The following is a 19,155-nucleotide window of genomic DNA, read 5'->3' on the forward strand; positions in this document are numbered from 1 at the left end:
AAGTATCTTTTGATGTAAAAAGATGTTCCTTACCTATGTAATCAATAAATTGCTTTAATAAACTCATTTTATGGATGTCAAACAAATGATGAACAAAAATATTAGTGCCTACCAGGGCCTCCATGTTTATTTCGCTCAGTGATCCTCAGTTATCCTGCAGGTCGTCATAAGCCCCCTGCAACTCCCCATACGCATGGCGGTCGCCAGCCACTTTAGCTGCCGCCAGCCCCTTTTCAAACCATTCCAGCGCCAATGCCCGCTCACCCGTACGTTCCAATAACTTACCCAGGTGGTAATAGGAACCCACATACCCCGGATCCTGGGTCAATATTTCCTCAAATAATTTCCGGGCGCCCGCCTCATCCCCCAATTTCACATATTCCAGCGCCAATGCATGTTTCAGAAAAGGGTCGTTGGGGCTGGCCTGTAGAAATGTTTTAAGTTTGTCAATTCGTTCCATCTTTTTCCCCCATTAAATATTTCAAAACTATCTTTGCGGCACTTATATTTGTATAAGGATTGGTTGCATAAACAACCATCAATCCCACCCTGGGACTAAAAGCATCAGGGCTACAAAAAATAAACGTTATGAAGATCTTAGTTTGTATCAGCAAAACGCCGGACACAACGGCAAAAATAGCCTTCACGGATAACAATACGAAATTCGCACAGGATGGTGTACAATGGATCATCAATCCATACGATGAGTGGTATGCCCTGGTTCGCGCCATTGAATTAAAAGAAAAAGATCCCTCCACCGTCCTGCACCTCGTTACGGTAGCCGGCTCTGATACGGACCCCGTAATTCGCAAAGCCCTGGCACTGGGTGGTGATGAGGCTTTCCGGATAAACGCTGATAGCCATGACAGTTTTTATATTGCTTCTCAAATTGCAGAAGTAGCCAAACAAGGTAATTACGACCTTATTTTTACCGGTAAAGAAACCATTGATTACAATGGATCTTCCATCGGCGGCATGGTAGCCGAACTGCTCAACCTGCCGTATGTTTCATTGGCCATTAAGTTTGACCTCAACGGTACTACCGCCACCATTACCCGCGAAATAGAGGGCGGCGAAGAAATATGTGATGTACCATTGCCAGTAGTAGTGAGTTGCCAGAAAGGCATGGCCGAGCAACGCATACCTAATATGAAAGGTATTATGGGCGCCCGCACCAAACCCCTGAAAGTGGTAGAACCCGTAGCCACCGATGCCCTAACCTCCATTGTAGGTTTTGAGCTGCCTCCTGCCAAAGCAGGCGTGAAATTGGTACCTGCCGACAATCCTGCCGAGCTGGTAAGGTTGCTGCATGAAGAAGCCAAGCTAATTTGATAATGTGGCAATGTGGCAATTTGAAAATGTCCCTGTACACAGCCACAAAGCAATTAAGCTCATTATCAAATTTTCAAATTATCTAATTCTCAAATTAATTATATGTCAGTCCTTATATTCATAGACCAGGCCGACGGCCATGTAAAGAAAGCATCACTGGAAGTCCTGAGCTACGGCACCAAGGTAGCCGAACAACTGGGCACCACTGCCGAAGGTGTGGTACTGGGTACTGTAACGGAAGACCTGGCCGCACTGGGTAAATATGGTATCAAAAGGTGCACCATGTATCCAATGATACCCTCAACCATTTTGATGCGCAAGTATTCACCGCTGTAATAGCCCAGGCAGTAACTGCTGCCAATGCTACCGTAGTGATCTTCTCCAATAACGTAGATGGAAAAGCCATTGCCCCCGTCTGGCAGCCCGCTTAAAGGCTGGATTGGTTTCGGTGCAGTAGCCTTACCCGATACCAGCAATGGATTTGTGGTGAAAAAGAACGTATTCTCCGGGAAGGCTTTTGCCAATATTGCCCTTAGCTCCCCATCAAGATCATATCACTCAATCCCAATTCTTATAAAATAGTGGCTGGCGAAGGCACTGCTGAAGTGGCAGCATTGAATGCAACTGTTGAAGCGTCCAAAGTAAAGGTAACCGCCGTTAATAAGGTAACTGGCGAAGTGCCCCTGAGCGAGGCCGAGATCGTAGTCAGCGGTGGCCGTGGTTTGAAAGGCCCCGAAAACTGGGGTATGGTCGAGGAACTGGCCCACCTGCTGGGAGCTGCTACGGCCTGCAGCAGGCCCGTAGCTGATGTACACTGGCGCCCACACCACGAACATGTGGGCCAAACGGGGCTGGCCATTGCGCCTAACCTCTACATTGCGATCGGTATATCCGGCGCCATACAACACCTGGCCGGGGTAAACAGAAGCAAGGTGATCGTAGTGATCAATAAAGACCCCGAAGCACCTTTCTTCAAGGCCGCCGACTACGGTATTGTAGGCGATGCCTTTGAAGTAGTACCCAAAATCATAGAAGCGGTTAAAAAAGTGAAGGGAGTAGCCTGATTTTATGCCTCCTATACAATAAAAGCTGTAAATGCGGTTGATTCACAACCGCATTTTTTTAAGTAAAAAACCCTTAGTTTCGTGCTTTCGTATGAAAAAAATCGAGCTGGAAATAGTAGCACTGTCACATAGCATTACCCAAACACATTCGTATGCAGTTGTATTGGGGGAAGTGAACGGTCTACGACGTTTGCCCATCGTGATCGGCGGTTTTGAAGCACAAGCCATCGCTGTGGCCCTGGAAAAAATGCACCCCAGCAGGCCATTGACGCATGACCTCATGAAGAATTTCATGAATGCTTTCAATATCGACCTGCAGGAGATCATTATCTGCGACCTGCAGGAAGGCATTTTTTACTCCAAACTGGTCTGTGTAAGTGAACATGATACTGTAGAAATTGACTCCCGCACATCCGATGCCCTGGCACTGGCCGTACGCTTTGGCTGTCCTATCTACACCTACGATAATATCCTGGAAAGTGCCGGCATCTTAATGGAAGATCCTTCCGGAAAGAAAAAGCAGCCCAAAGAAGCGGTAGCTGCTGAAACTGGTGGCGCACATGATGACCTTAGAGCCATGACCCTCGAAGAACTCAATACCTTGCTCAATGAGGTGCTGGACCAGGAAGATTATATCCGAGCCATCGCCATCCGCGATGAGATCAATAGCCGTAAACGAGGCAGGTAATGATATTGTTTCCCAATTGCAAGATCAATCTCGGTTTACACATTACCCGTAAAAGACCAGATGGGTACCATGACCTGGAAACAGTGTTCTACCCCCTCCCCTTGCAAGATGCCCTGAAATTACCACCACCCCTCAAACAGCCCAGGGATTCCCCCTCCATACAGGAAGCAATACCGTTGATCTTCACCTGACTGGCTTACCGGTCCATGGCCATGCTGTCGATAACCTGTGCGTCAAAGCCTGGCAGCTCCTGAAAAACGATTTCCCCAATTGCCGCCTATCCACCATTGCATTTGCACAAGGCCATCCCCATGGGGGCAGGCCTCGGCGGAGGGTCTTCCGATGCGGCATTTACCCTCCAATTGCTCAATAATAAATTCAGGCTGGGCATATCGCCTCAAAAACTACTGGAGTATGCCCTGGAGTTGGGCAGTGATTGTCCATTCTTTATCATCAACCAACCTTGTATAGCCACCGGCCGGGGAGAATTGCTGCAACCCATTTCCCTCGACCTCTCAGGCTGGTCATTCCTGCTGGTATACCCCGAAGTACATATCAATACGGGATGGGCCTTTGAGCAAATTACTCCTGCCCCGCAGGAGAAGCCCATTAACGAGGTAATTGCACAACCCCTAAGCGCCTGGAAGGATACCCTGATCAATGATTTTGAAGCCCCTGTATGCCGCCTGCACCCCGCCCTGGGGATATCAAAGAAAGCATGTATGCTTCCGGCGCTGTATATGCGTCCATGACGGGCAGCGGTTCCAGCTTTTATGGCATTTTTCCTACTGAAAAAGTCCCTGACGGCCTATTTCCTGACTATCCCTGTTTTACTTTAAAGGATAATTGCACCGATAGAAAGGATGCTCCATCCTATCGGGCAGTACAACATGACACAACGGTGTGACTAGGAGGTGCCGCCAAAATTGCGTATCTTTGCCTCTCAAATTACTACCTATCAATACAGGCACTTATATAGTACATTTCCTGTTGCAGAACCTCGATCTGCTCAACCACTAAGGTGGCTCCCCTACTACCGGCATACACCCATGCCGGACCCTGTTGTTATAGTCTCACCCATTTCTTCACACTTATTTCTATTTGTATGCAATCCACCATGATGATGTCCGATAAAACAAAATATTACCTCGATCTGGAAGAAAAGTATGGCGCACACAATTACCACCCCCTGCCCGTCGTACTAACCAGGGGACAAGGTGTTTTTGTATGGGATGTAGACAACAAGCGGTATTACGATTTCCTAAGCGGTTATTCGGCCGTCAACCAGGGCCATTGCCATCCGGCCATTGTTGCAGCACTCATGGAACAGGCCCAGCAACTCACCCTCACTTCCCGTGCTTTTCACAGCGAGCTATTGAGTGAGTATACGCAATTCATCACCACCTATTTTGGCTATGATAAGGTATTGCCCATGAATACAGGGGTGGAAGCCGTGGAAACCGCCATCAAACTTTGTCGCCGATGGGGTTATGATGTTAAAGGCATCCCCTCCAACAAAGCGAAGATCCTGGTATGTACCAATAATTTTCATGGCCGTACAAGTACTGTCATCTCTTTTAGTACCGACCCTTCCTCGTACGATCGTTTTGGCCCCTTTATGCCGGGTTTTGAAGTAGTGCCCTACAATGACCTAACGGCACTGGCAACTGCCCTGCAGGATAAAAATGTAGCCGGATTGCTGGTAGAACCCATCCAGGGTGAAGCCGGCGTAGTGATCCCCGACGATGGTTATTTAGCTTCTGCCAAACAATATTGCGAGGATGCACAGGTATTGTTCATAGCCGATGAAATTCAAACCGGCCTATGCCGCACTGGCAAAATGCTGGCCTGCGATTATGAAGGCGTGCGCGCCGATATCCTGATCATTGGCAAGGCCCTCAGCGGAGGCACCCTGCCAGTATCAGCAGTTTTGGCCGCTGATGCGATCATGCTCAACATTAAACCGGGTGAACATGGTTCTACCTATGGAGGAAGCCCCTGGCCTGTAAAGTGGCCATGGCTGCACTCAATGTACTGCGTGATGAAAAAGATGGCCGAAAATGCCATGGAAATGGGGCAATTATTCCGCCAGGAATTACAAGCCCTCAACTCCCCCATATTAAAACAATTCGTGGAAAAGGGCTTTTAAATGCTATTGTGATCGACCATCCCCACCCCGAAGCAGCCTGGGACCTTTGCCTGGCCATGAAGGAGGAAGGGCTACTCGCCAAACCTACCCATGGCGATAAGATCCGCCTTTCGCCGCCACTCCTCATCAACCGGGAGCAGGTACTGGAATCCGTTAATATTATTGCAGGTACCTTGTCGATCCTGGACAAACCCTGATCCGGATAACCATTTTCCAAATTCTTTTATTACCTGCCAGGAAAGAATTCTATAGGCTACTACGATGTCCATAATGGTTGGGTTGGCCTATTCAATGGTCAACCTCAACCAACCGGAACGCATGTATAGAATATCGAATACTTACCTGCTGACACAGCCCCTCCCAGTGAAAAGAGGTCGCAAATTCATAAGATAAGCCACCCTATACGAACCAGCAGAATATACCAAAATGTCAATACCTGCGTTTATTAGTTCGAGATAGTATTTTTCACCATTACACTCCTAAACAAGCATTCATGAAAACAACCATCCGTTCTCTCACCCTGCTATTAAGCATGGCAATCTTTTCAGTGCCTGTAAAAAGACAAAGACAACAATGACCCCAAAGGTTCTTTTACCCATAATGGGCAAACCTACACCACCAACAATGCCACTCATATTGGCTTCAAGAGCAGAACTTCGGGTCAGATCACTTATTCAGAAATTTTACTTACGTCAGGAGCTTACTCCAGCAACTATTCCGGAAAATTAAGCGGGGTAGAAATTATTTTTGACAATGACAAAATTACGGCTGGCTCCTACACCTTTAAAAGGGATACTGATCCTAATTATGACCCCACCAAACACTTTTTTGATGCCAATACCTATATAGATGTAACCTTTCCCAATTTAACCAACGGAATTTATTTGTATGATATCACAGGAGGAAGCGCCACCGTTACGGTAAATGGCAGCAACTTTACCATCGATTATAGCCTGGACTTTAATGGAAAAAAGTAACCGGCTCTTATTCCGGTCCCGCAACAAAAATTATAGAAGAAGATTAATATTTACTATTGACCAACGGATGGTGGCAACATCATTCGTTGGTTCTTATACCGCCTTTATTAGCGCTTATTAGCCCTTTTTCTCCACTACCTTCATATCAGGCAGCAAGGCCATCGCCAGCACCCCAATAGCCGATACCAGCATTATCCACAGACCCGCCAGTTTAGTAGGGCAAATACCATTGTAGCAACCGGAAAACACAATAAAGCTCTTAATGGCATAGGCCACAATCAAAGCCCCTACCAACAAGTTCCAACGTTTAGCCCATACCCGGGGATTATGAAGAAGATGGCCGCCACCACAGACAGTACGATGAACACCTTGCCCGGCTTGCCATAATTATTGTTCTCCGAAAAGAACCCCGTAAAATGCTTATTGAGGTCGGGATGAAACGTCCAGGGCAAAAAACAGGCTACAACAAGTACTACAGCGGCAGCTATGCCAATCCATTGAGAGTATTTCATATTGAAAAAGAGGGGCGAAGATAGTTAAATCGGTTGACAGGTTGATGGGTCAATGAGCCCCAGGCACTTAAATAATAGATTTTGAAGGGGTTATACTTAGTGACCAAAGAGCAGGCCCGGCATTGGTCAAACCATTCACTGCAAACCCGTCAAAGGCCCAAAAATAGCCCGGGTAGAGACCCAGGCTGACCAAAACTAACTGCTAATATGAGAAAATGCACTTCTTAGACTCTTTCACAAGGGCCAACATTGCGTACCCTACACATTAAAAAAATACGATGATTGTTTTAATATGGTTGGGGGAAACAGCTTTCTGGCCGGTATTACTTACAAGGATTCTTGCCCAGCCACCCCTTCTTATCAACGCTCACTGTAAGGCTGGTTACACAATTATCGTTGTCACGGCTGGCTAGCACCGATTCCACCTTCATTTTCTTGCCCCTGATCTCATTGCACAGCATGGCAAAAGTGATACGTTTGTTATTGAGGATAACAGGTGTATTTTCTCCCTCACATAAATACTGGCCAAAGTCCTTGGCAATCATCTTTTCGCACACCACCGATTGCACCAGGTTCCTGAAGTTATCGTCGCTGATCACCTTGGTGGCCGGGCGCCGGATGGTTTCGGGCAAACTGATCACCTGGGTATCCTTAGGTTGAGCCACAGGCCCCGAAGATGGGGGTATTACCAGCTTTCTTTTTTAATATCTGAATTCAATAACGGGTCATCAGATACCACCACCGACTTGAGATACTTCTTCTGCCGGTCCTGGTCCAATATCAACACCACTAGGTAAGTACCCTGGTGCTTGAACTTAAAACTTGCCTTGGTACCAGCTTGTTTGGGGAAGTTGCTGTTGTTCTCAATAAACCATTCATAGGTCGTAGCAGGCCGTGGTGTTGTAAAATCGAGGGTTTCACCCGTAGTAGCCTCATTTTCCCCAATAATATCTGCCCCAAAGGCAGGCTCAATATGCGGCGTTTTAATGCTGATCTTCTTTTCATACACACATACCTTATTCACCACCGCCCTTACTGTAAACCGGGCTTCCTGTTTATAGGTATGTATCGTATGAAATCCCTCTTCCCCGGCTACGCCATCTCCAAAATCCCAGACTACCTTACTATCGGGAGCATAGGCGATCCTAAAGCTTACTGGGTCGCCCGTATGGAAGGCCAGCGTATCAGTAACTGTACGCCCGTTCACATAAATATCATAGGCAGCGCAGGTATCTTTTTCTCCCTGTTGATGATGGTATAGCTGAATAAGGTTGCAGAGATCAATACCAGGACCAGCATGGTGATCCATACATGGTAATCAAGGCCTGCTATCTTGCGGGTAAATATGGTGGATGGTTGCATGGTAATGGGTATTGATTATTGGGCTCCGCCCTGCCTTGGTTGCAATAATATTTTCTGATAATCACGCACCTCATTTTCCAACTGCTCAATCTTTCGATCTTTCTTCTCCAGCTCAACAGCACTATTATTTACATCCCGCAATTGCTTTTTTGCCACTTGCAGGTTCTTAAGGTTGTCAATGATCACATTGACCATACCCTTAAAGGAAATGGAGTCATTGGCGCTCATGGTTAACATGGCATCAATGTTCCTGCTTATTTTACTGTCCATCAGGTAAGCATTGTCGGCCGATAGATTGACAGAATCCAGCAGGTTCATCGTTTCTTCCAGTTTGATTTCAAACGACTGCATAAACGCCTTTTCATTCTCGGCACGGTCCATTTCCTTGCGCAGCTTCTGGTTTTCTTTGAATGGCACCTGGAAACTAAATAAGATGGTAGTGGTAATAACCCCAATGGTTATTACAAAGAAGAGCAAGAAATAGAGAAAGGATCTTCTTCTTGCATCCTGGTTAATGGGAGGCATAAATGATATTTTATACGACTAATAATTATTTACTTCAAAAAAACGACGTCTTGTATTGGCTTCGCCAGGCTCGGGTTTATCCAATCTTTCTTCCTTTACAAATGGTCCCGTATCCTTTTGCTTACCTATAAATTCCAGCGTGTTCAGCTTTTCAAATAAACGCCGTGTTGTTTCTACAAAAACCGTTATCTGCCCAATATTTTGGTTAATGTCATTATTATCATACCTGATATTGGCCATACCAGTGAGCAAGCTTTCCAATTCACCTTGCTTCAACTCGCTCCAATCACTGAGATAGGTTACCATCAGGTCTTTCCCCGATCCTATCCGCAAGTCAATGGTATTCTTCATCACCCTGGCCAGGTTGGCAATGGCCTGGAAAAGTGCTGCCGGCGATTCATGCAGCATCATCCAGCGAATATGCGTTATGGCCTGCCCCAGGTACAGTATTACCCGGTCGCACAGAAACATGATCAGCTTGGAAATATCATTCTGCTGGTCCTTTTGAAAGATCTTTTGCACCACCAGTGAACAGAGTATTTCCAGCCTCGCCATATACTGATCAATTTCAGCATGCAGGTTCACCAGGTCGGGCGAAGCACTCAGCGTATAACAAGGTGGTATATAGTCATAGTCTACCGTTACATTATTACCATTCACCAGCACCTTACCCACCGTGATGGCATAAGGATGGTTCATGAACTGATTGAACTCATATTCACTCACCAATTGTATGGTATAGGAAGGCAATACGTGCGGATACCGGGGTGGATTTTCGGCCAGATCGGGATTGCCGGCTGGTTGCTTATCAAAGGGATTAACAGCTAAAATGACCCACCATTCGGTAGCAGCTTTGGCTTCCTGAAAAGAAAAGGAAAAAGACAAGGCTGGTGCCCCATCTGTGGCCGCCCTGCTAAACCCATTGAATGCGGGCAGGTTGATCCTGATACCGCCAGGTGTAACGGCCTGGCAGGCCAATACCGTTACCCGCAGGGTTTGCTGGTTGTCCAACGACAGCTTCACATTATACGTGTCTTCCCCTGGAAAGGTAGCTGGCAGTATGCCAAAGCGTATAGGTGAAGTGGCCAGGGCCCCCACCTCATGCAAGGCATCCGTCCAGGCATTGTCCTGGGCAATAAAATGTCCTTTATTGATCTTCATCCCATCAATCCAGTTCACCGGAAAATGTTTGGGATAGTCTCTCATCATGGGTAATAATTAATGGCTGATAGATATACGCTCACATACGATCACCGTGCTTTCTTTGATCCGGTTGTCCCTGAATGAACTTTCAGGGTCTAGCACCCGGTGAAACTGATACCATTTGCGCTTTCGTCTGAACCACCAGTGATAAGCTTCATGTGTTTTATTTTCAAAGATGATCGGCGTTTCGCTTCTTACTTCATTGTAATGATTGATCAGGTGATAATACAGTTCCCCAACGTCATATGCTCAGGTGCGGTGGCAGTGAACTTATTCCTTCCCTTATCACCCGGGCTATTGGTCAGTTCAAAAGACAGCCAGCAATTTTTCACCCGATTGTTCACCGCGCATCTCCAGATTAGAAGCATCCAGCGGGTATTGCCAGGTTTTGAACGAGGCTGCGGGAATGGCCCAGGCTGCTTCAAACGTATACATAAACAATAAAGGAATGAAAAAGGCAAAGGTGCTAATGAGCATGGGATAGAACAGGAATGACTTATCCGCAACGAAATATTGCAAGGCCGAAAAAACTACAATGGTAAAAGTATAAGCGATAGCCCGAAGATCACTTCGCCCAGGATGACCTTACTGGTACGTTGACCGGCCGTTTTAAAATACTTACGGCCTATCAGTATATAGATCACCCCGAATAAGAAATACACCAATGCCAGTATCCAAAAACAATGAAGGAATGGCTGGAGATCACCGAGGATAAAAAGCTGCGCCGGATGCCATCAAAGAAGATAGGATCCCAAACGCATAAGGTTTCTTACCGCCCGACGTAAAACCAGGTACTAATTGTTTTACAGCCAGTGCGATGAATACCGAGCTGACCAGGAATATGCCTATGTAGGTATAAAAGAATTTGAGTGTCATAATTGTGCAGCAACTGGGCTATTTTTATCCTTAGCTTCTTTCAATTCAGCCTTCCATTCCTCACCATCATCACCTTTGTACCCATCCAGCTTTACAAGGAAGCTCTTGGCAGGGAAAAATGGTGTAATATGGATATCAAGGAATACATGATCAGGCTGGGTATCATCTTTTTCAAACCGGAGGATCTGAAACTTCTCGATCAGTTTATCAGGCCCCTGGATACCATCCAGGAACTTTACAATCTGTGAGCGCAGGTTCTTCTCCATTTGGGTAGTCCACAGTTCAAAGGCACGCCGGTTCAGGAAATCCGATAATACTTTGGCAATGAAATCAAATACCCGGACTACCGAATACGTTTTCATACCAATATTATCACCTGTAAACAGGGTTTTGGCCGAGTAAGGCATTACACGGCCCCACTCTACCAGGGGTACCAATCCCGCATCCTCCAACATAGAGATATCTTCTTTGAGGGTGCCAAAACGAATAGCATCTACCTCATCAATGGAGCCATAGGTTTTACCAGCCACCGGTTGTGATAATTTAGTACAGTACATTTTACCAGCCAGCGCTGCCGAGCCTGGCACATAGAGATCCTCTTGCTCATCAACATCTGTATTCTTACCCCGGCACACCATATAATTACAGGTCATGATCACATTGGCCTTATGCGGATCGCCACTGGTTAAATTAGCATCTGTAAAGATATCAAGCGCTTCGCCTGGCGACTCCACATTCAGGAAATCAGTCACCAGCATCACCTTGTTATTATAGGCCATCTTGGTCCACTTATCCAGCGTGGTATTGTTTTTCAGGTAACCAGGCACCACCATCAGTGAGTAATTATGCCGCATATCCAGCCTATCATAATTGGTCTTTAATTCATTGGCCACATACTCAATAAACTTAGGCTCCGTGAGGTTGGTCAATTGGCGCAAAGGCGCATTCATGATATTTACATTCTTCAGCTTGGAAGATTCTGTATTCTTGTAAAAGAGGTGTACCGTACGGTAATTCGTTTCCAGCTCGCGGGTAACTTCCAATACTTTCTTTACGTTTCCTTTCAATAATTTATCGGCCGCTTTCGACCGCTCGGAGGCTTTATCCACCATTTCTGCTACGGAGTTATTCTCCGACAATAGATCTATCCAAAGGTTCAGCTTCTTCTTGAGGTCGCCACGCTGGCTTTTTTATCAGGATCGGTGAGGAAGATATTCCTTTTGGCTTTACGGGCTGGATTCATACTGTCAACCCCATCCACCACAGCTTCCAGAAAATCATAACCGCCTTTACTGGCCAGTTCCTTAACAGCTGTTTCCAAGGATGGTACCTGTACCGCTTCTTTGTTGTCAGCCTCTCTGTATGCCTGTTGATTGGAGCTTTTTAATTCATTTTCCATATAAGAAAGTTTAATAGTTCGGTATTCAATACAATGGAGGGCCCAGGTTATTCCTGCCCTTCAATGGCTTCCAGTTCTGCAGCCAATGCCTTTAATGCATTCACAAAGGCAGCCCTGGTTTCAGGATTCTGAATAACATTATTAAGTGACTGATTTTGTTTAAGCTGGCTGATCACCTTCAGGTAGGCATCGTTTTCCAGGCTCAGGTTTTTGAGGAAGGCACTTTGGTTAACCAGGGCTTTTACTTCAAAGTCGCCCAGGCCGGCAAATGCAAAATTCTCTTTGGTAGTAGAGCCATCTTCTTTATTCAACTCCACATCTACGTTAGGCTTAAAATGCTCAAATACCTTTTCTACTGTTTCAAGGCCCTTTACAATTTCGGGCAAGGGGGATCTTCATTCGTAAGCTTCTGAATAAAGAGTGTTTTATTGGGTGATATTTCAATAAAACCTTCTCCTGCGGGTTCCGGCGCAAGTATCGTAGTAGCAATACCAGCTTTATTTTGTGGCATATTTGGATGGTTTTGTAATGACTTAATTTATTATCGTGAAGGCCCTCCCGTTAAACAACATGGCTTAGTCCGACACTTCATTGGATATAATGGAACTATGTAAGTTAGATATATAAACACACATAGTTTATTACCACTTTGTGTTATTCTTGCTTGTTACTCAATAGACCATGCCAGCTCCTCATTTTGCAATCCCACCACGATCTGATGACCTTTTTCACCTCTCCACCGATAATGTATTTGGAAATGGGACGGCTCAGTTGGTTCCTAATAACCCCAGCCACCTGCCTGGCGCCATATTTAGGGGTAAAGCCATTTAAAGCAAGATATCGTTTAGCCTCATCAGATATCTGCAAACCAATGCCTTGCTTTGTTAATGCTTCCAGTAATCCTTTCATTTGAATATCAAAGATCCGCACCAGGTTACCTTCACTAATGGGGGCAAAGGGAATGATCTCGGTTAGCCTTGCCAGGAACTCGGGGCGGAAATACTTCGACATGATCTCCATCAGTTTGTTGGAGCCAGGGATAGTAGCTTTATCAAATTGCTCCGTTATCCATTCACTGCCAATATTAGAAGTAAAGATTATCAAGGAATTAGAGAAGTCTCCCTCTTTCCCCAACCTATCATGCATAACACCTTCGTCCAGGATCTGCAAAAAGGTATCAAATACTGAGGCATGTGCTTTTTCTATCTCGTCAAAGAGTAATACAGAATAGGGCTTCTGCCTGATCTTATTCACCAGCATACCGCCTTCTTCATAACCACATAGCCCGGCGGGGCGCCATATAACAAAGCAGCGGAATGCTCTTCCTTAAACTCTGACATATCAAAGCGGATCATCGCTTTTTCATCATTGAACAGGAACTCGGCCAGCGATTTGGCCAGTTCAGTTTTCCCCGTACCCGTAGGACCCATGAAGAAAAATGATCCAATCGGTTGCCCCTTCTTGTTCAGGCCGCTGCGCGATTGCAATACCGATTCTGCGATGACCCTGATCACATGATCCTGCCCCACTACCCTGCGCTTCAGGTAACTGTCCATATTCAGCAATTTGTCTTTTTCCTGCACTTTTATCTTACCAAACGGAATGCCAGTCTTATAAGAAACCACCGCTGCGAGGTCTTCTTTATTCACATCACCCTTAAGGTCATCGGCTAAAACAGTCAACTTGTCGAGGCTCCTGGTCAGGTATTGGTCAAATTCCTCCGCAGTTTCAAATTTATCGGTCTGTACCGGATCTTCTAGTTTGCCCAGCAATACAGGGCTAATCTTACTTTGGATCACCGTATCCAACCACTTGTAGTCGGAAAAAGTTCCTGACTGGAAACATGGCCATTGTTTTTAACCTTTCAAACTCAGCCTTCAACTGCACCAGGTCTTGCTTATTAGTATCTACCATCAACTTAATAGCAGCCATAGTCCTGTCGAGCAGGTCAATGGCTGAATCGGGGAGTCTTCGATCTTTGAGGTATCTTTTGCCAGGCGCACACATTCACGAATAGCTTCTTTCTCAATGACAAGTGCATGATGTTCAGCAAATTTAGGAGCCAGGCAATCCAACATTCTTTCTGCTGCCACTTCATCGGGCTCCCTACCTGCAATACTTCAAAGCGACGATTAAAGGCAGGATCAGATTCTATAAATTTCCGGTATTCCTCAAGCGTAGTAGCGCCTATAACCGTTAGTTCGCCCCTGGCCAGCTCAGGCTTTAGGAGATTGGCAGCTCCTGCACCAATACTGCCTCCCTTACTATCGAGCAGCACATGTATCTCATCTATAAATATAACAGCCTTGGGAAATTGCTTTACTTCTTTGAGGATATTTTTGAGCCGGTCTTCTATTTCGCCCTTATAGGAAGCGCCGGCAATCAAGGCGCCCAGGTCCAGTTCAAATACCTGTGCTTCAGCCAGTCGTTCAGGTACTTGTTTATTAATAATATCAAGGGCTAATCCATCTATCAAGGCTGTTTTACCTACTCCCGCCTCTCCTATGATCATTACATTGGGTTTAGTACGCCGGCCCAGTATTTCCATCATCATCCTGGTCTCTTTATCCCTGCCTACAATGGGATCGGTTTTACCCGCCCGGGCCAATGCAGTACGCTCAATACAATATTTGTATATAGCGCCTGTGGAAGCCGGCGCGCTTTTATCGGCTCCCTTCACAGCCTGCTGGATGCTACCTTCATTGATAAAGGCATCCAGTATTTCTTTTCAATAACGGGGAAAGATTTCAGCTGGGCGCTGCTGAATGCCACACCTGGTTTAACAAGGGCTGCCAGTACACAAATGGGGGATATCTTATCCAACCCCAATTTAATACGTATATGATCTGCTTCATCGAAGACCGTTTTCACCACGGGATCACCCATTATACTATCCTTGGCTTTTCCCACCTTAGGGCAAGCGGCCATATGTTCTTCGGCCCACTCCTTTATATAACCGGGATCTTTATCAATAGACTCCAGGAAGTCTTTCAATCCTACCTCATTATGAACTAAGGCACGCAAAATATGTGCAGGGTAGAAATACTCGTTATGATATTCCCTGGCAAGAGACTGGGCAATTTCCACCGCAGTTTTCATGGATTCATTAAGAACAATTGTCGACATGTATTTGATTAGAGCTGTTTATCGCAGCACATGAACGTAATTTTCTAAGCGAGTAAAGGGGATTAACTATAGGGTATCCGGGGGCAGATCCAGTAAGGCTTGTAGCGTAATTGCCTTTTTAAAGTGAAGCTAAATATAGAAAATGTAGCCGAAATATCCTAATTTCCATTATTAATTTTGCGTATTACACCACCGACGAATAATTGATTATCAGGAAGAACGATTACCCCTTTAATACAGGTCACAGGTCAACGCCAAAGACTAAACTAAATCCTGAAAAGTACGAATAACAGGAATCGGCTACGAATGACGTTAATACGGTGCAAATGGTGCACAAATTACAGGATTAAAGAGCAATTTGATATAACACAAATGAGCTATCATGAGTACTTATTACAAGCTACCCCTACAATTTGACGCCGTAATGAAAGGCAACGAACTGGCTTCGTGTAGCTTATCGCATTCTGTTACACAGAATCTTGAATTAATCCTTACTACCCGCTTCGGTGAGCACCGCAGCGATCCCAGCTTTGGCAGTGAGATATGGAACCTTGATTTTGAATTGGTTTCCAGTATTGCCGCCTGGGAAGAAAGCCTCCGCAAATCTTTGCTGCAATCAGTAACCAGCCATGAACTACGACTTAACAATATAGCCATTAATGTGACCATCAGCGACCTTGAAAAGTTCAGTATTTTCAAGCAGGCAACAGAACTGAAAAAGCGTGTCAATATCAGCGTTACCGGTACGATCCATAAAACCGGCGAACCTTTTGTCTTCAATACCAGCATGTTCTTAAGTCCGCTTTCCATCGAATAAATAATTACCATTATGCTTTCTGACATAAACAGTTCCAAAGAAGTAATCAAAAACAGGATGATCAAGCATGCCCTCACCTATTGGGGTATCCGGCAGGTGGAAGACCTCGACCCATCGGTGAAGTTGATACTGGAAGCTTTGTCGCTGGAGCTTTACATGCTGGGCAATGAAACCAGGGATGCCCAGGTACGCATACTGGAAAAGATTGCTGGTCTGCTGGCACCAGATTCCCTGACAGCCCCGGCACCAGCCCACGCCATCCTGCATGCCGCCCCTACCGAAGCCACCGAATGGTTAAGCAATACCAGTAGCTTTTTTATGCCCTCCAGGATCCCCTCTCCCGCCAATGATGGATCGGGCACCGCCATCAATATACATTTTACCCCGGTAGATACAGTTCAGCTGAATGACCTCACCATAGCCTACCTGGGTACCGGCAATAACCTGTATGCCTATGGTTCAGGATTCCATAAACAGCTACTCATCCGTGGCCAGGGATTCAACGCCGAAAACAATACCCTACACCTGGGACTGAAGATCAATCCGCAGGTAGATCAGCTGCAAAACCTTTTCTTTTGCTTCGACACCAAGAACCTGGAATCCAAACTTTCCCGGCATATTTACCAGCTATTGCCACTTTCAAAATGGTATATAGGTAATACTTTGTTGGAAACCACACCTGGATTACAATACCAGGCACCTGATAACCAATCGGGCAGGAATGACAATATCTTTATGGACTATGACCTGCTACCATTGATAGAAAAGGATATTAAGCATTATTACAACCCTAAATACATTACCATTACGAGCCTCGATACGGTAGTCGTTCAACAACAGTCCTGGCCCACTGCCTTCAACCGGAGTTTTCCGGCCAATGAATTGCAGAAGATCACCGATAAGCTATTATGGATCACCATTGTTTTCCCGGCAGCGCTGCAACAAGAGCACCTGGACGAACTATATGTTTATCCCAATGCCTTTCCCGTGATCAATAAACGCCTGTTTGACCAGAAGCACCGTTTGAAAGGGGTAGTTATATCATTCCCTTGAAGACACGTGATTTTGAGCATTTCCTTTCTATCAAATCCCTTTCGGATGAGACCAGGTCCTTCAAATCCGTTCCCTACCGGAAAATGGAAGAAGAGCAAACAGGTACTTATACTTTGCGCACAGGTGGTGTAGAACGGTTTGATACGCGCAATGCCCATGAAATGATCAGCTATTTGTTGGAATTACTGCGCAGTGAAAGCGCCGCCTTTGCCGGATATGGTTATGATTTTATTGCTACCACCCTACGCGAAATGAACCAAAAGATCCATGTGATGGAACAGAAAATGCAGGGCAATGCCAATAATGCAACGGAAGCCCCCATTACCTGGTAGTAAAACCATTTGAAGACAGCGATGTGATGTATACCGAATACTGGACTACCCTGGCCGAAACAGCCAATAACCTGCGGGCAGGGACTAAGTTGCAACTGGAAAAAGGTGTAAAAGTAAAGGCCGATCAGCTGATGCTCGTCACCACCAGCCTGGGTGGCAAGAACAGGCTAAGGCCGGGTGAAAGGGTTAACGCATTCCGCTATGGCATCATGACCCGCAACCGGATCGTGACAAAAGAGGACATACGCCATTTCTGTTTTTATGAACTGGGCGACCGCCTGCTACAGGTCAGGGTAGAGAAAGGAATTGACATGGGAGCAGGTCCCCGGGAAGCTTTTAGAAGAACCATTGATGTATTGCTTACTCCTGCCGATCCCCATGCTTTGCAAAACAAGGAATGGGAAATACTTTGTGAACAATTGAGATCAAAATTACAAGCCCGTTCGGGTATCAGTAATAATTACCGGATATTGTTACAGGAAGGATCAGCTATCCGGTAGCGAAAGCAAAAATACAACTAAGCAAAGGGTAGGTCGCCCTCAAATGGGCGGCTCACCCTGATTCAAGAATGGAGGTTAATTATACAGGAGATGACAGAACCTTTATTTACATCATTGGAATATGCCCGGAAGGATTTTAAAGCCGAAGTAATAGCGGCCGAAATGCTGGAGCAGGGAGCGGATCCCGACCGGATACTGATCCTCATGATGGGTGCCATGAAACGAACAGTGAGTAAAGATGTGAGCCTCATTGAAGAAGTGGTGTCGGATTATGATCGTCGCAGCTATACCCTGATCAAGACAGCCCGGGAAGGGATCTATGATATGCTGCCGCAACGCTTGTTTCACCAGGCCCCTACCTCCCGTTCACTTAGAACGGAGAAGGAGCTTATCAAGGCCATTAAGCAACGGGAAGAAGAAGAACGCAACGCCCGGAAATTTTTCCTTCCTTTTGAATGCGCCATCAACTTCCTGCGCGCCCAACTAGCCTTGTACGAAACCCGCCTTGATAAGCGTTCAGAATACAATGACCTGGTTTCCATTTTTTCCCATCACTGGCCCATCTTCCAATACCTGGATGCCCGGCAAGCGGATATCTTCCTGCACCTGCTGCCCATTATTCATGATATACGAGATGATCACCGGATAATAGAAAATGTACTCGAAATGATGGTACAGGTACCGGTACACATTCAATTAAGACAGCAATTGCCATTCTACAATAGCCACCCCATCCTCAGCACTATGAGCGAATGCAGCTTAGGCATTGACCTTACTACTGGCAATACAATGATAGCGGAAGGGATGGACGAAATAGTGGTCAGCATCGGACCGGCACCGCATACCATACAACAGCAGTTCATGCATGGAGGTAGTAGTCAGCAGGTATTGCAATCCCTATTGGATTACCTGTTGCCCGTTCATCTCGATATTGTTACAAAATTTGTATTGCCTGATAATGAGCAGTTCACCCGGTTAGCGGATGAAGAAAGCGACCTGAATGCGGTATTGGGTGAGGATACGTTCTTGTGAGTGGTCCCGAAAACTTTCGGGCGTGAATCGCTAGATAGATAATGGGTAAGATCTTATTATTTTAATAAGATGGCAGCGTACAATCCAAGGATCATGACAACCAAAGTAATAAACGTACTAAGAAACCACCGTTGCGCCGTAATGGTGCTGTCTTTCATTTCATTGCGCACGATGTGAATATCTTCTTTCACATGAAAAATATCTTCTT

Annotated in this window: 29 protein-coding genes and 5 pseudogenes; 15 read left to right on the top strand and 19 right to left on the bottom strand. The window is 45.8% G+C overall.

Going from position 1 to position 19,155, the window contains the following annotated elements:
* Window positions 1–145: 145 nt before the first annotated feature.
* On the bottom strand, window positions 146–460 hold the full coding sequence (locus RS881_RS34455; protein WP_315814898.1) for a tetratricopeptide repeat protein: 315 nt from the start codon (window positions 458–460) through the stop codon (window positions 146–148).
* A gap of 128 nt (window positions 461–588) precedes the next feature.
* Between RS881_RS34455 and RS881_RS34460 the strand changes: the two genes are divergently transcribed.
* The 10 genes from RS881_RS34460 (at window position 589) to RS881_RS34505 (ending at window position 5,430) form a co-directional block, all read left to right on the top strand.
* Complete coding sequence (locus tag RS881_RS34460; RefSeq protein ID WP_315814899.1) at window positions 589–1,332, top strand: electron transfer flavoprotein subunit beta/FixA family protein; 744 nt, start codon at window positions 589–591, stop codon at window positions 1,330–1,332.
* Window positions 1,333–1,434: 102 nt separating this feature from the next.
* Window positions 1,435–1,668 carry an adenine nucleotide alpha hydrolase family protein gene (locus tag RS881_RS34465; RefSeq protein WP_315814900.1) on the top strand — a complete coding sequence of 78 codons (234 nt, stop codon included), beginning with the start codon at window positions 1,435–1,437 and terminating at the stop codon, window positions 1,666–1,668.
* A complete protein-coding gene (locus RS881_RS34470) occupies window positions 1,608–1,763 on the top strand; it encodes an adenine nucleotide alpha hydrolase family protein (protein ID WP_315814901.1) in 156 nt (51 codons plus the stop codon). The genes RS881_RS34465 and RS881_RS34470 overlap by 61 nt, the downstream gene beginning before the upstream one ends.
* 150 nt (window positions 1,764–1,913) lie before the next feature.
* Window positions 1,914–2,396 (top strand): electron transfer flavoprotein subunit alpha/FixB family protein, encoded by a 483-nt coding sequence (locus RS881_RS34475; protein WP_315814902.1) that lies wholly within the window; start codon window positions 1,914–1,916, stop codon window positions 2,394–2,396.
* Between the two features lie 91 nt (window positions 2,397–2,487).
* Window positions 2,488–3,084, top strand: coding sequence for a bifunctional nuclease family protein (locus RS881_RS34480; protein ID WP_315814903.1), 597 nt, complete (start codon window positions 2,488–2,490; stop codon window positions 3,082–3,084).
* Window positions 3,084–3,275: a hypothetical protein gene (locus RS881_RS34485; RefSeq protein ID WP_315814904.1), complete on the top strand. Its 192-nt coding sequence runs from the start codon at window positions 3,084–3,086 to the stop codon at window positions 3,273–3,275. The genes RS881_RS34480 and RS881_RS34485 overlap by 1 nt, the downstream gene beginning before the upstream one ends.
* 120 nt (window positions 3,276–3,395) lie before the next feature.
* On the top strand, window positions 3,396–3,836 hold the full coding sequence (locus RS881_RS34490; protein WP_315814905.1) for a 4-(cytidine 5'-diphospho)-2-C-methyl-D-erythritol kinase: 441 nt from the start codon (window positions 3,396–3,398) through the stop codon (window positions 3,834–3,836).
* A complete protein-coding gene (locus tag RS881_RS34495; RefSeq protein WP_315814906.1) occupies window positions 3,803–3,991 on the top strand; it encodes a hypothetical protein in 189 nt (62 codons plus the stop codon). The genes RS881_RS34490 and RS881_RS34495 overlap by 34 nt, the downstream gene beginning before the upstream one ends.
* A 114-nt stretch (window positions 3,992–4,105) precedes the next feature.
* Window positions 4,106–5,233, top strand: coding sequence for an ornithine--oxo-acid transaminase (rocD, locus tag RS881_RS34500; protein ID WP_315814907.1), 1,128 nt, complete (start codon window positions 4,106–4,108; stop codon window positions 5,231–5,233).
* An 8-nt stretch (window positions 5,234–5,241) separates the two neighbouring features.
* A complete protein-coding gene (locus RS881_RS34505; RefSeq protein WP_315814908.1) occupies window positions 5,242–5,430 on the top strand; it encodes a hypothetical protein in 189 nt (62 codons plus the stop codon).
* Window positions 5,431–6,327: 897 nt separating this feature from the next.
* Here RS881_RS34505 and RS881_RS34510 read toward each other — a convergent pair.
* The 17 genes and pseudogenes from RS881_RS34510 to RS881_RS34595 form a co-directional block, all read right to left on the bottom strand.
* Window positions 6,328–6,507 (bottom strand): hypothetical protein, encoded by a 180-nt coding sequence (locus tag RS881_RS34510; protein WP_315814909.1) that lies wholly within the window; start codon window positions 6,505–6,507, stop codon window positions 6,328–6,330.
* Window positions 6,498–6,722: a hypothetical protein gene (locus tag RS881_RS34515; protein WP_315814910.1), complete on the bottom strand. Its 225-nt coding sequence runs from the start codon at window positions 6,720–6,722 to the stop codon at window positions 6,498–6,500. Before RS881_RS34515 ends, RS881_RS34510 begins: the two co-directional genes overlap by 10 nt.
* Window positions 6,723–7,045: 323 nt before the next feature.
* A complete protein-coding gene (locus RS881_RS34520) occupies window positions 7,046–7,387 on the bottom strand; it encodes a hypothetical protein (RefSeq protein WP_315814911.1) in 342 nt (113 codons plus the stop codon).
* A gap of 20 nt (window positions 7,388–7,407) precedes the next feature.
* Window positions 7,408–8,031 (bottom strand): PKD domain-containing protein, encoded by a 624-nt coding sequence (locus RS881_RS34525; RefSeq protein WP_315814912.1) that lies wholly within the window; start codon window positions 8,029–8,031, stop codon window positions 7,408–7,410.
* Window positions 8,032–8,099: 68 nt separating this feature from the next.
* Complete coding sequence (gene tssO / locus RS881_RS34530; protein WP_315814913.1) at window positions 8,100–8,609, bottom strand: type VI secretion system TssO; 510 nt, start codon at window positions 8,607–8,609, stop codon at window positions 8,100–8,102.
* A gap of 18 nt (window positions 8,610–8,627) precedes the next feature.
* Entirely contained in the window at window positions 8,628–9,818 is a 1,191-nt protein-coding gene (locus RS881_RS34535) for a hypothetical protein (RefSeq protein WP_315814914.1), read from the bottom strand.
* A 9-nt stretch (window positions 9,819–9,827) separates the two neighbouring features.
* Window positions 9,828–10,331 (bottom strand): annotated as a pseudogene (locus RS881_RS34540) (TssN family type VI secretion system protein).
* Between the two features lie 11 nt (window positions 10,332–10,342).
* Window positions 10,343–10,474, bottom strand: a complete 132-nt coding sequence (locus RS881_RS34545; RefSeq protein ID WP_315814915.1) for a hypothetical protein — start codon at window positions 10,472–10,474, stop codon at window positions 10,343–10,345.
* 210 nt (window positions 10,475–10,684) lie between these two features.
* Window positions 10,685–11,800, bottom strand: a complete 1,116-nt coding sequence (locus RS881_RS34550) for a type VI secretion system contractile sheath protein TssC (RefSeq protein ID WP_527250439.1) — start codon at window positions 11,798–11,800, stop codon at window positions 10,685–10,687.
* Between the two features lie 3 nt (window positions 11,801–11,803).
* Window positions 11,804–12,087 (bottom strand): annotated as a pseudogene (locus tag RS881_RS62660) (type VI secretion system contractile sheath protein TssC); the annotation flags it as partial.
* A gap of 47 nt (window positions 12,088–12,134) precedes the next feature.
* Window positions 12,135–12,473 (bottom strand): hypothetical protein, encoded by a 339-nt coding sequence (locus RS881_RS34560; RefSeq protein ID WP_315814918.1) that lies wholly within the window; start codon window positions 12,471–12,473, stop codon window positions 12,135–12,137.
* Window positions 12,458–12,598 carry a hypothetical protein gene (locus RS881_RS34565; RefSeq protein ID WP_315814919.1) on the bottom strand — a complete coding sequence of 47 codons (141 nt, stop codon included), beginning with the start codon at window positions 12,596–12,598 and terminating at the stop codon, window positions 12,458–12,460. The genes RS881_RS34560 and RS881_RS34565 overlap by 16 nt, the downstream gene beginning before the upstream one ends.
* Before the next feature lie 143 nt (window positions 12,599–12,741).
* On the bottom strand, window positions 12,742–13,107 hold the full coding sequence (locus RS881_RS60305; protein ID WP_350340276.1) for a ClpB D2-like domain containing protein: 366 nt from the start codon (window positions 13,105–13,107) through the stop codon (window positions 12,742–12,744).
* Between the two features lie 3 nt (window positions 13,108–13,110).
* Window positions 13,111–13,643 (bottom strand): annotated as a pseudogene (locus tag RS881_RS60310) (AAA family ATPase); the annotation flags it as partial.
* 229 nt (window positions 13,644–13,872) lie between these two features.
* Window positions 13,873–14,165 (bottom strand): annotated as a pseudogene (locus RS881_RS60315) (hypothetical protein).
* A 101-nt stretch (window positions 14,166–14,266) separates the two neighbouring features.
* Window positions 14,267–14,641, bottom strand: a pseudogene (locus RS881_RS34590) (AAA family ATPase); the annotation flags it as partial.
* A gap of 122 nt (window positions 14,642–14,763) precedes the next feature.
* Complete coding sequence (locus RS881_RS34595) at window positions 14,764–15,213, bottom strand: Clp protease N-terminal domain-containing protein (protein ID WP_315814923.1); 450 nt, start codon at window positions 15,211–15,213, stop codon at window positions 14,764–14,766.
* Window positions 15,214–15,595: 382 nt separating this feature from the next.
* Between RS881_RS34595 and RS881_RS34600 the strand changes: the two genes are divergently transcribed.
* The 5 genes from RS881_RS34600 to RS881_RS34620 all read left to right on the top strand — a co-directional run bounded on the left by RS881_RS34600 (window position 15,596) and on the right by RS881_RS34620 (window position 18,947).
* Window positions 15,596–16,030, top strand: coding sequence for a GPW/gp25 family protein (locus RS881_RS34600; protein WP_315814924.1), 435 nt, complete (start codon window positions 15,596–15,598; stop codon window positions 16,028–16,030).
* 12 nt (window positions 16,031–16,042) lie between these two features.
* A complete protein-coding gene (locus RS881_RS34605) occupies window positions 16,043–17,083 on the top strand; it encodes a type VI secretion system baseplate subunit TssF (RefSeq protein ID WP_315814925.1) in 1,041 nt (346 codons plus the stop codon).
* Window positions 17,080–17,415, top strand: coding sequence for a hypothetical protein (locus RS881_RS34610; RefSeq protein ID WP_315814926.1), 336 nt, complete (start codon window positions 17,080–17,082; stop codon window positions 17,413–17,415). The genes RS881_RS34605 and RS881_RS34610 overlap by 4 nt, the downstream gene beginning before the upstream one ends.
* Window positions 17,416–17,438: 23 nt before the next feature.
* On the top strand, window positions 17,439–17,915 hold the full coding sequence (locus RS881_RS34615; protein ID WP_315814927.1) for a hypothetical protein: 477 nt from the start codon (window positions 17,439–17,441) through the stop codon (window positions 17,913–17,915).
* A 90-nt stretch (window positions 17,916–18,005) separates the two neighbouring features.
* Complete coding sequence (locus RS881_RS34620; RefSeq protein ID WP_315814928.1) at window positions 18,006–18,947, top strand: hypothetical protein; 942 nt, start codon at window positions 18,006–18,008, stop codon at window positions 18,945–18,947.
* Window positions 18,948–19,003: 56 nt separating this feature from the next.
* Here the strand turns inward: RS881_RS34620 and RS881_RS34625 are convergent, their stop codons facing one another.
* A complete protein-coding gene (locus RS881_RS34625) occupies window positions 19,004–19,138 on the bottom strand; it encodes a hypothetical protein (protein WP_315814929.1) in 135 nt (44 codons plus the stop codon).
* Window positions 19,139–19,155 lie beyond the last annotated feature (17 nt).

Source organism: Paraflavitalea speifideaquila (genome assembly GCF_032395985.1).
GTDB classification, from domain to species: Bacteria; Bacteroidota; Bacteroidia; order Chitinophagales; family Chitinophagaceae; genus Paraflavitalea; species Paraflavitalea speifideaquila.

Bases quoted from the DNA above. Each gene is read 5' to 3' on its own strand.
- RS881_RS34455 (WP_315814898.1), bottom strand. From the start codon at position 460: ATGGAACGAATTGACAAACTTAAAACATTTCTACAGGCCAGCCCCAAC.
- RS881_RS34460 (WP_315814899.1), top strand. From the start codon at position 589: ATGAAGATCTTAGTTTGTATCAGCAAAACGCCGGACACAACGGCAAAA.
- RS881_RS34465 (WP_315814900.1), top strand. From the start codon at position 1,435: ATGTCAGTCCTTATATTCATAGACCAGGCCGACGGCCATGTAAAGAAA.
- RS881_RS34480 (WP_315814903.1), top strand. From the start codon at position 2,488: ATGAAAAAAATCGAGCTGGAAATAGTAGCACTGTCACATAGCATTACC.
- RS881_RS34485 (WP_315814904.1), top strand. From the start codon at position 3,084: ATGATATTGTTTCCCAATTGCAAGATCAATCTCGGTTTACACATTACC.
- RS881_RS34490 (WP_315814905.1), top strand. From the start codon at position 3,396: ATGGGGGCAGGCCTCGGCGGAGGGTCTTCCGATGCGGCATTTACCCTC.
- RS881_RS34495 (WP_315814906.1), top strand. From the start codon at position 3,803: ATGTATGCTTCCGGCGCTGTATATGCGTCCATGACGGGCAGCGGTTCC.
- RS881_RS34515 (WP_315814910.1), bottom strand. From the start codon at position 6,722: ATGAAATACTCTCAATGGATTGGCATAGCTGCCGCTGTAGTACTTGTT.
- RS881_RS34525 (WP_315814912.1), bottom strand. From the start codon at position 8,031: ATGGATCACCATGCTGGTCCTGGTATTGATCTCTGCAACCTTATTCAG.
- tssO (WP_315814913.1), bottom strand. From the start codon at position 8,609: ATGCCTCCCATTAACCAGGATGCAAGAAGAAGATCCTTTCTCTATTTC.
- RS881_RS34535 (WP_315814914.1), bottom strand. From the start codon at position 9,818: ATGATGAGAGACTATCCCAAACATTTTCCGGTGAACTGGATTGATGGG.
- RS881_RS34550 (WP_527250439.1), bottom strand. From the start codon at position 11,800: ATGGTGGATAAAGCCTCCGAGCGGTCGAAAGCGGCCGATAAATTATTG.
- RS881_RS34565 (WP_315814919.1), bottom strand. From the start codon at position 12,598: ATGCCACAAAATAAAGCTGGTATTGCTACTACGATACTTGCGCCGGAA.
- RS881_RS60305 (WP_350340276.1), bottom strand. From the start codon at position 13,107: ATGGAGATCATGTCGAAGTATTTCCGCCCCGAGTTCCTGGCAAGGCTA.
- RS881_RS34595 (WP_315814923.1), bottom strand. From the start codon at position 15,213: ATGTCGACAATTGTTCTTAATGAATCCATGAAAACTGCGGTGGAAATT.
- RS881_RS34600 (WP_315814924.1), top strand. From the start codon at position 15,596: ATGAGTACTTATTACAAGCTACCCCTACAATTTGACGCCGTAATGAAA.
- RS881_RS34605 (WP_315814925.1), top strand. From the start codon at position 16,043: ATGCTTTCTGACATAAACAGTTCCAAAGAAGTAATCAAAAACAGGATG.
- RS881_RS34620 (WP_315814928.1), top strand. From the start codon at position 18,006: ATGACAGAACCTTTATTTACATCATTGGAATATGCCCGGAAGGATTTT.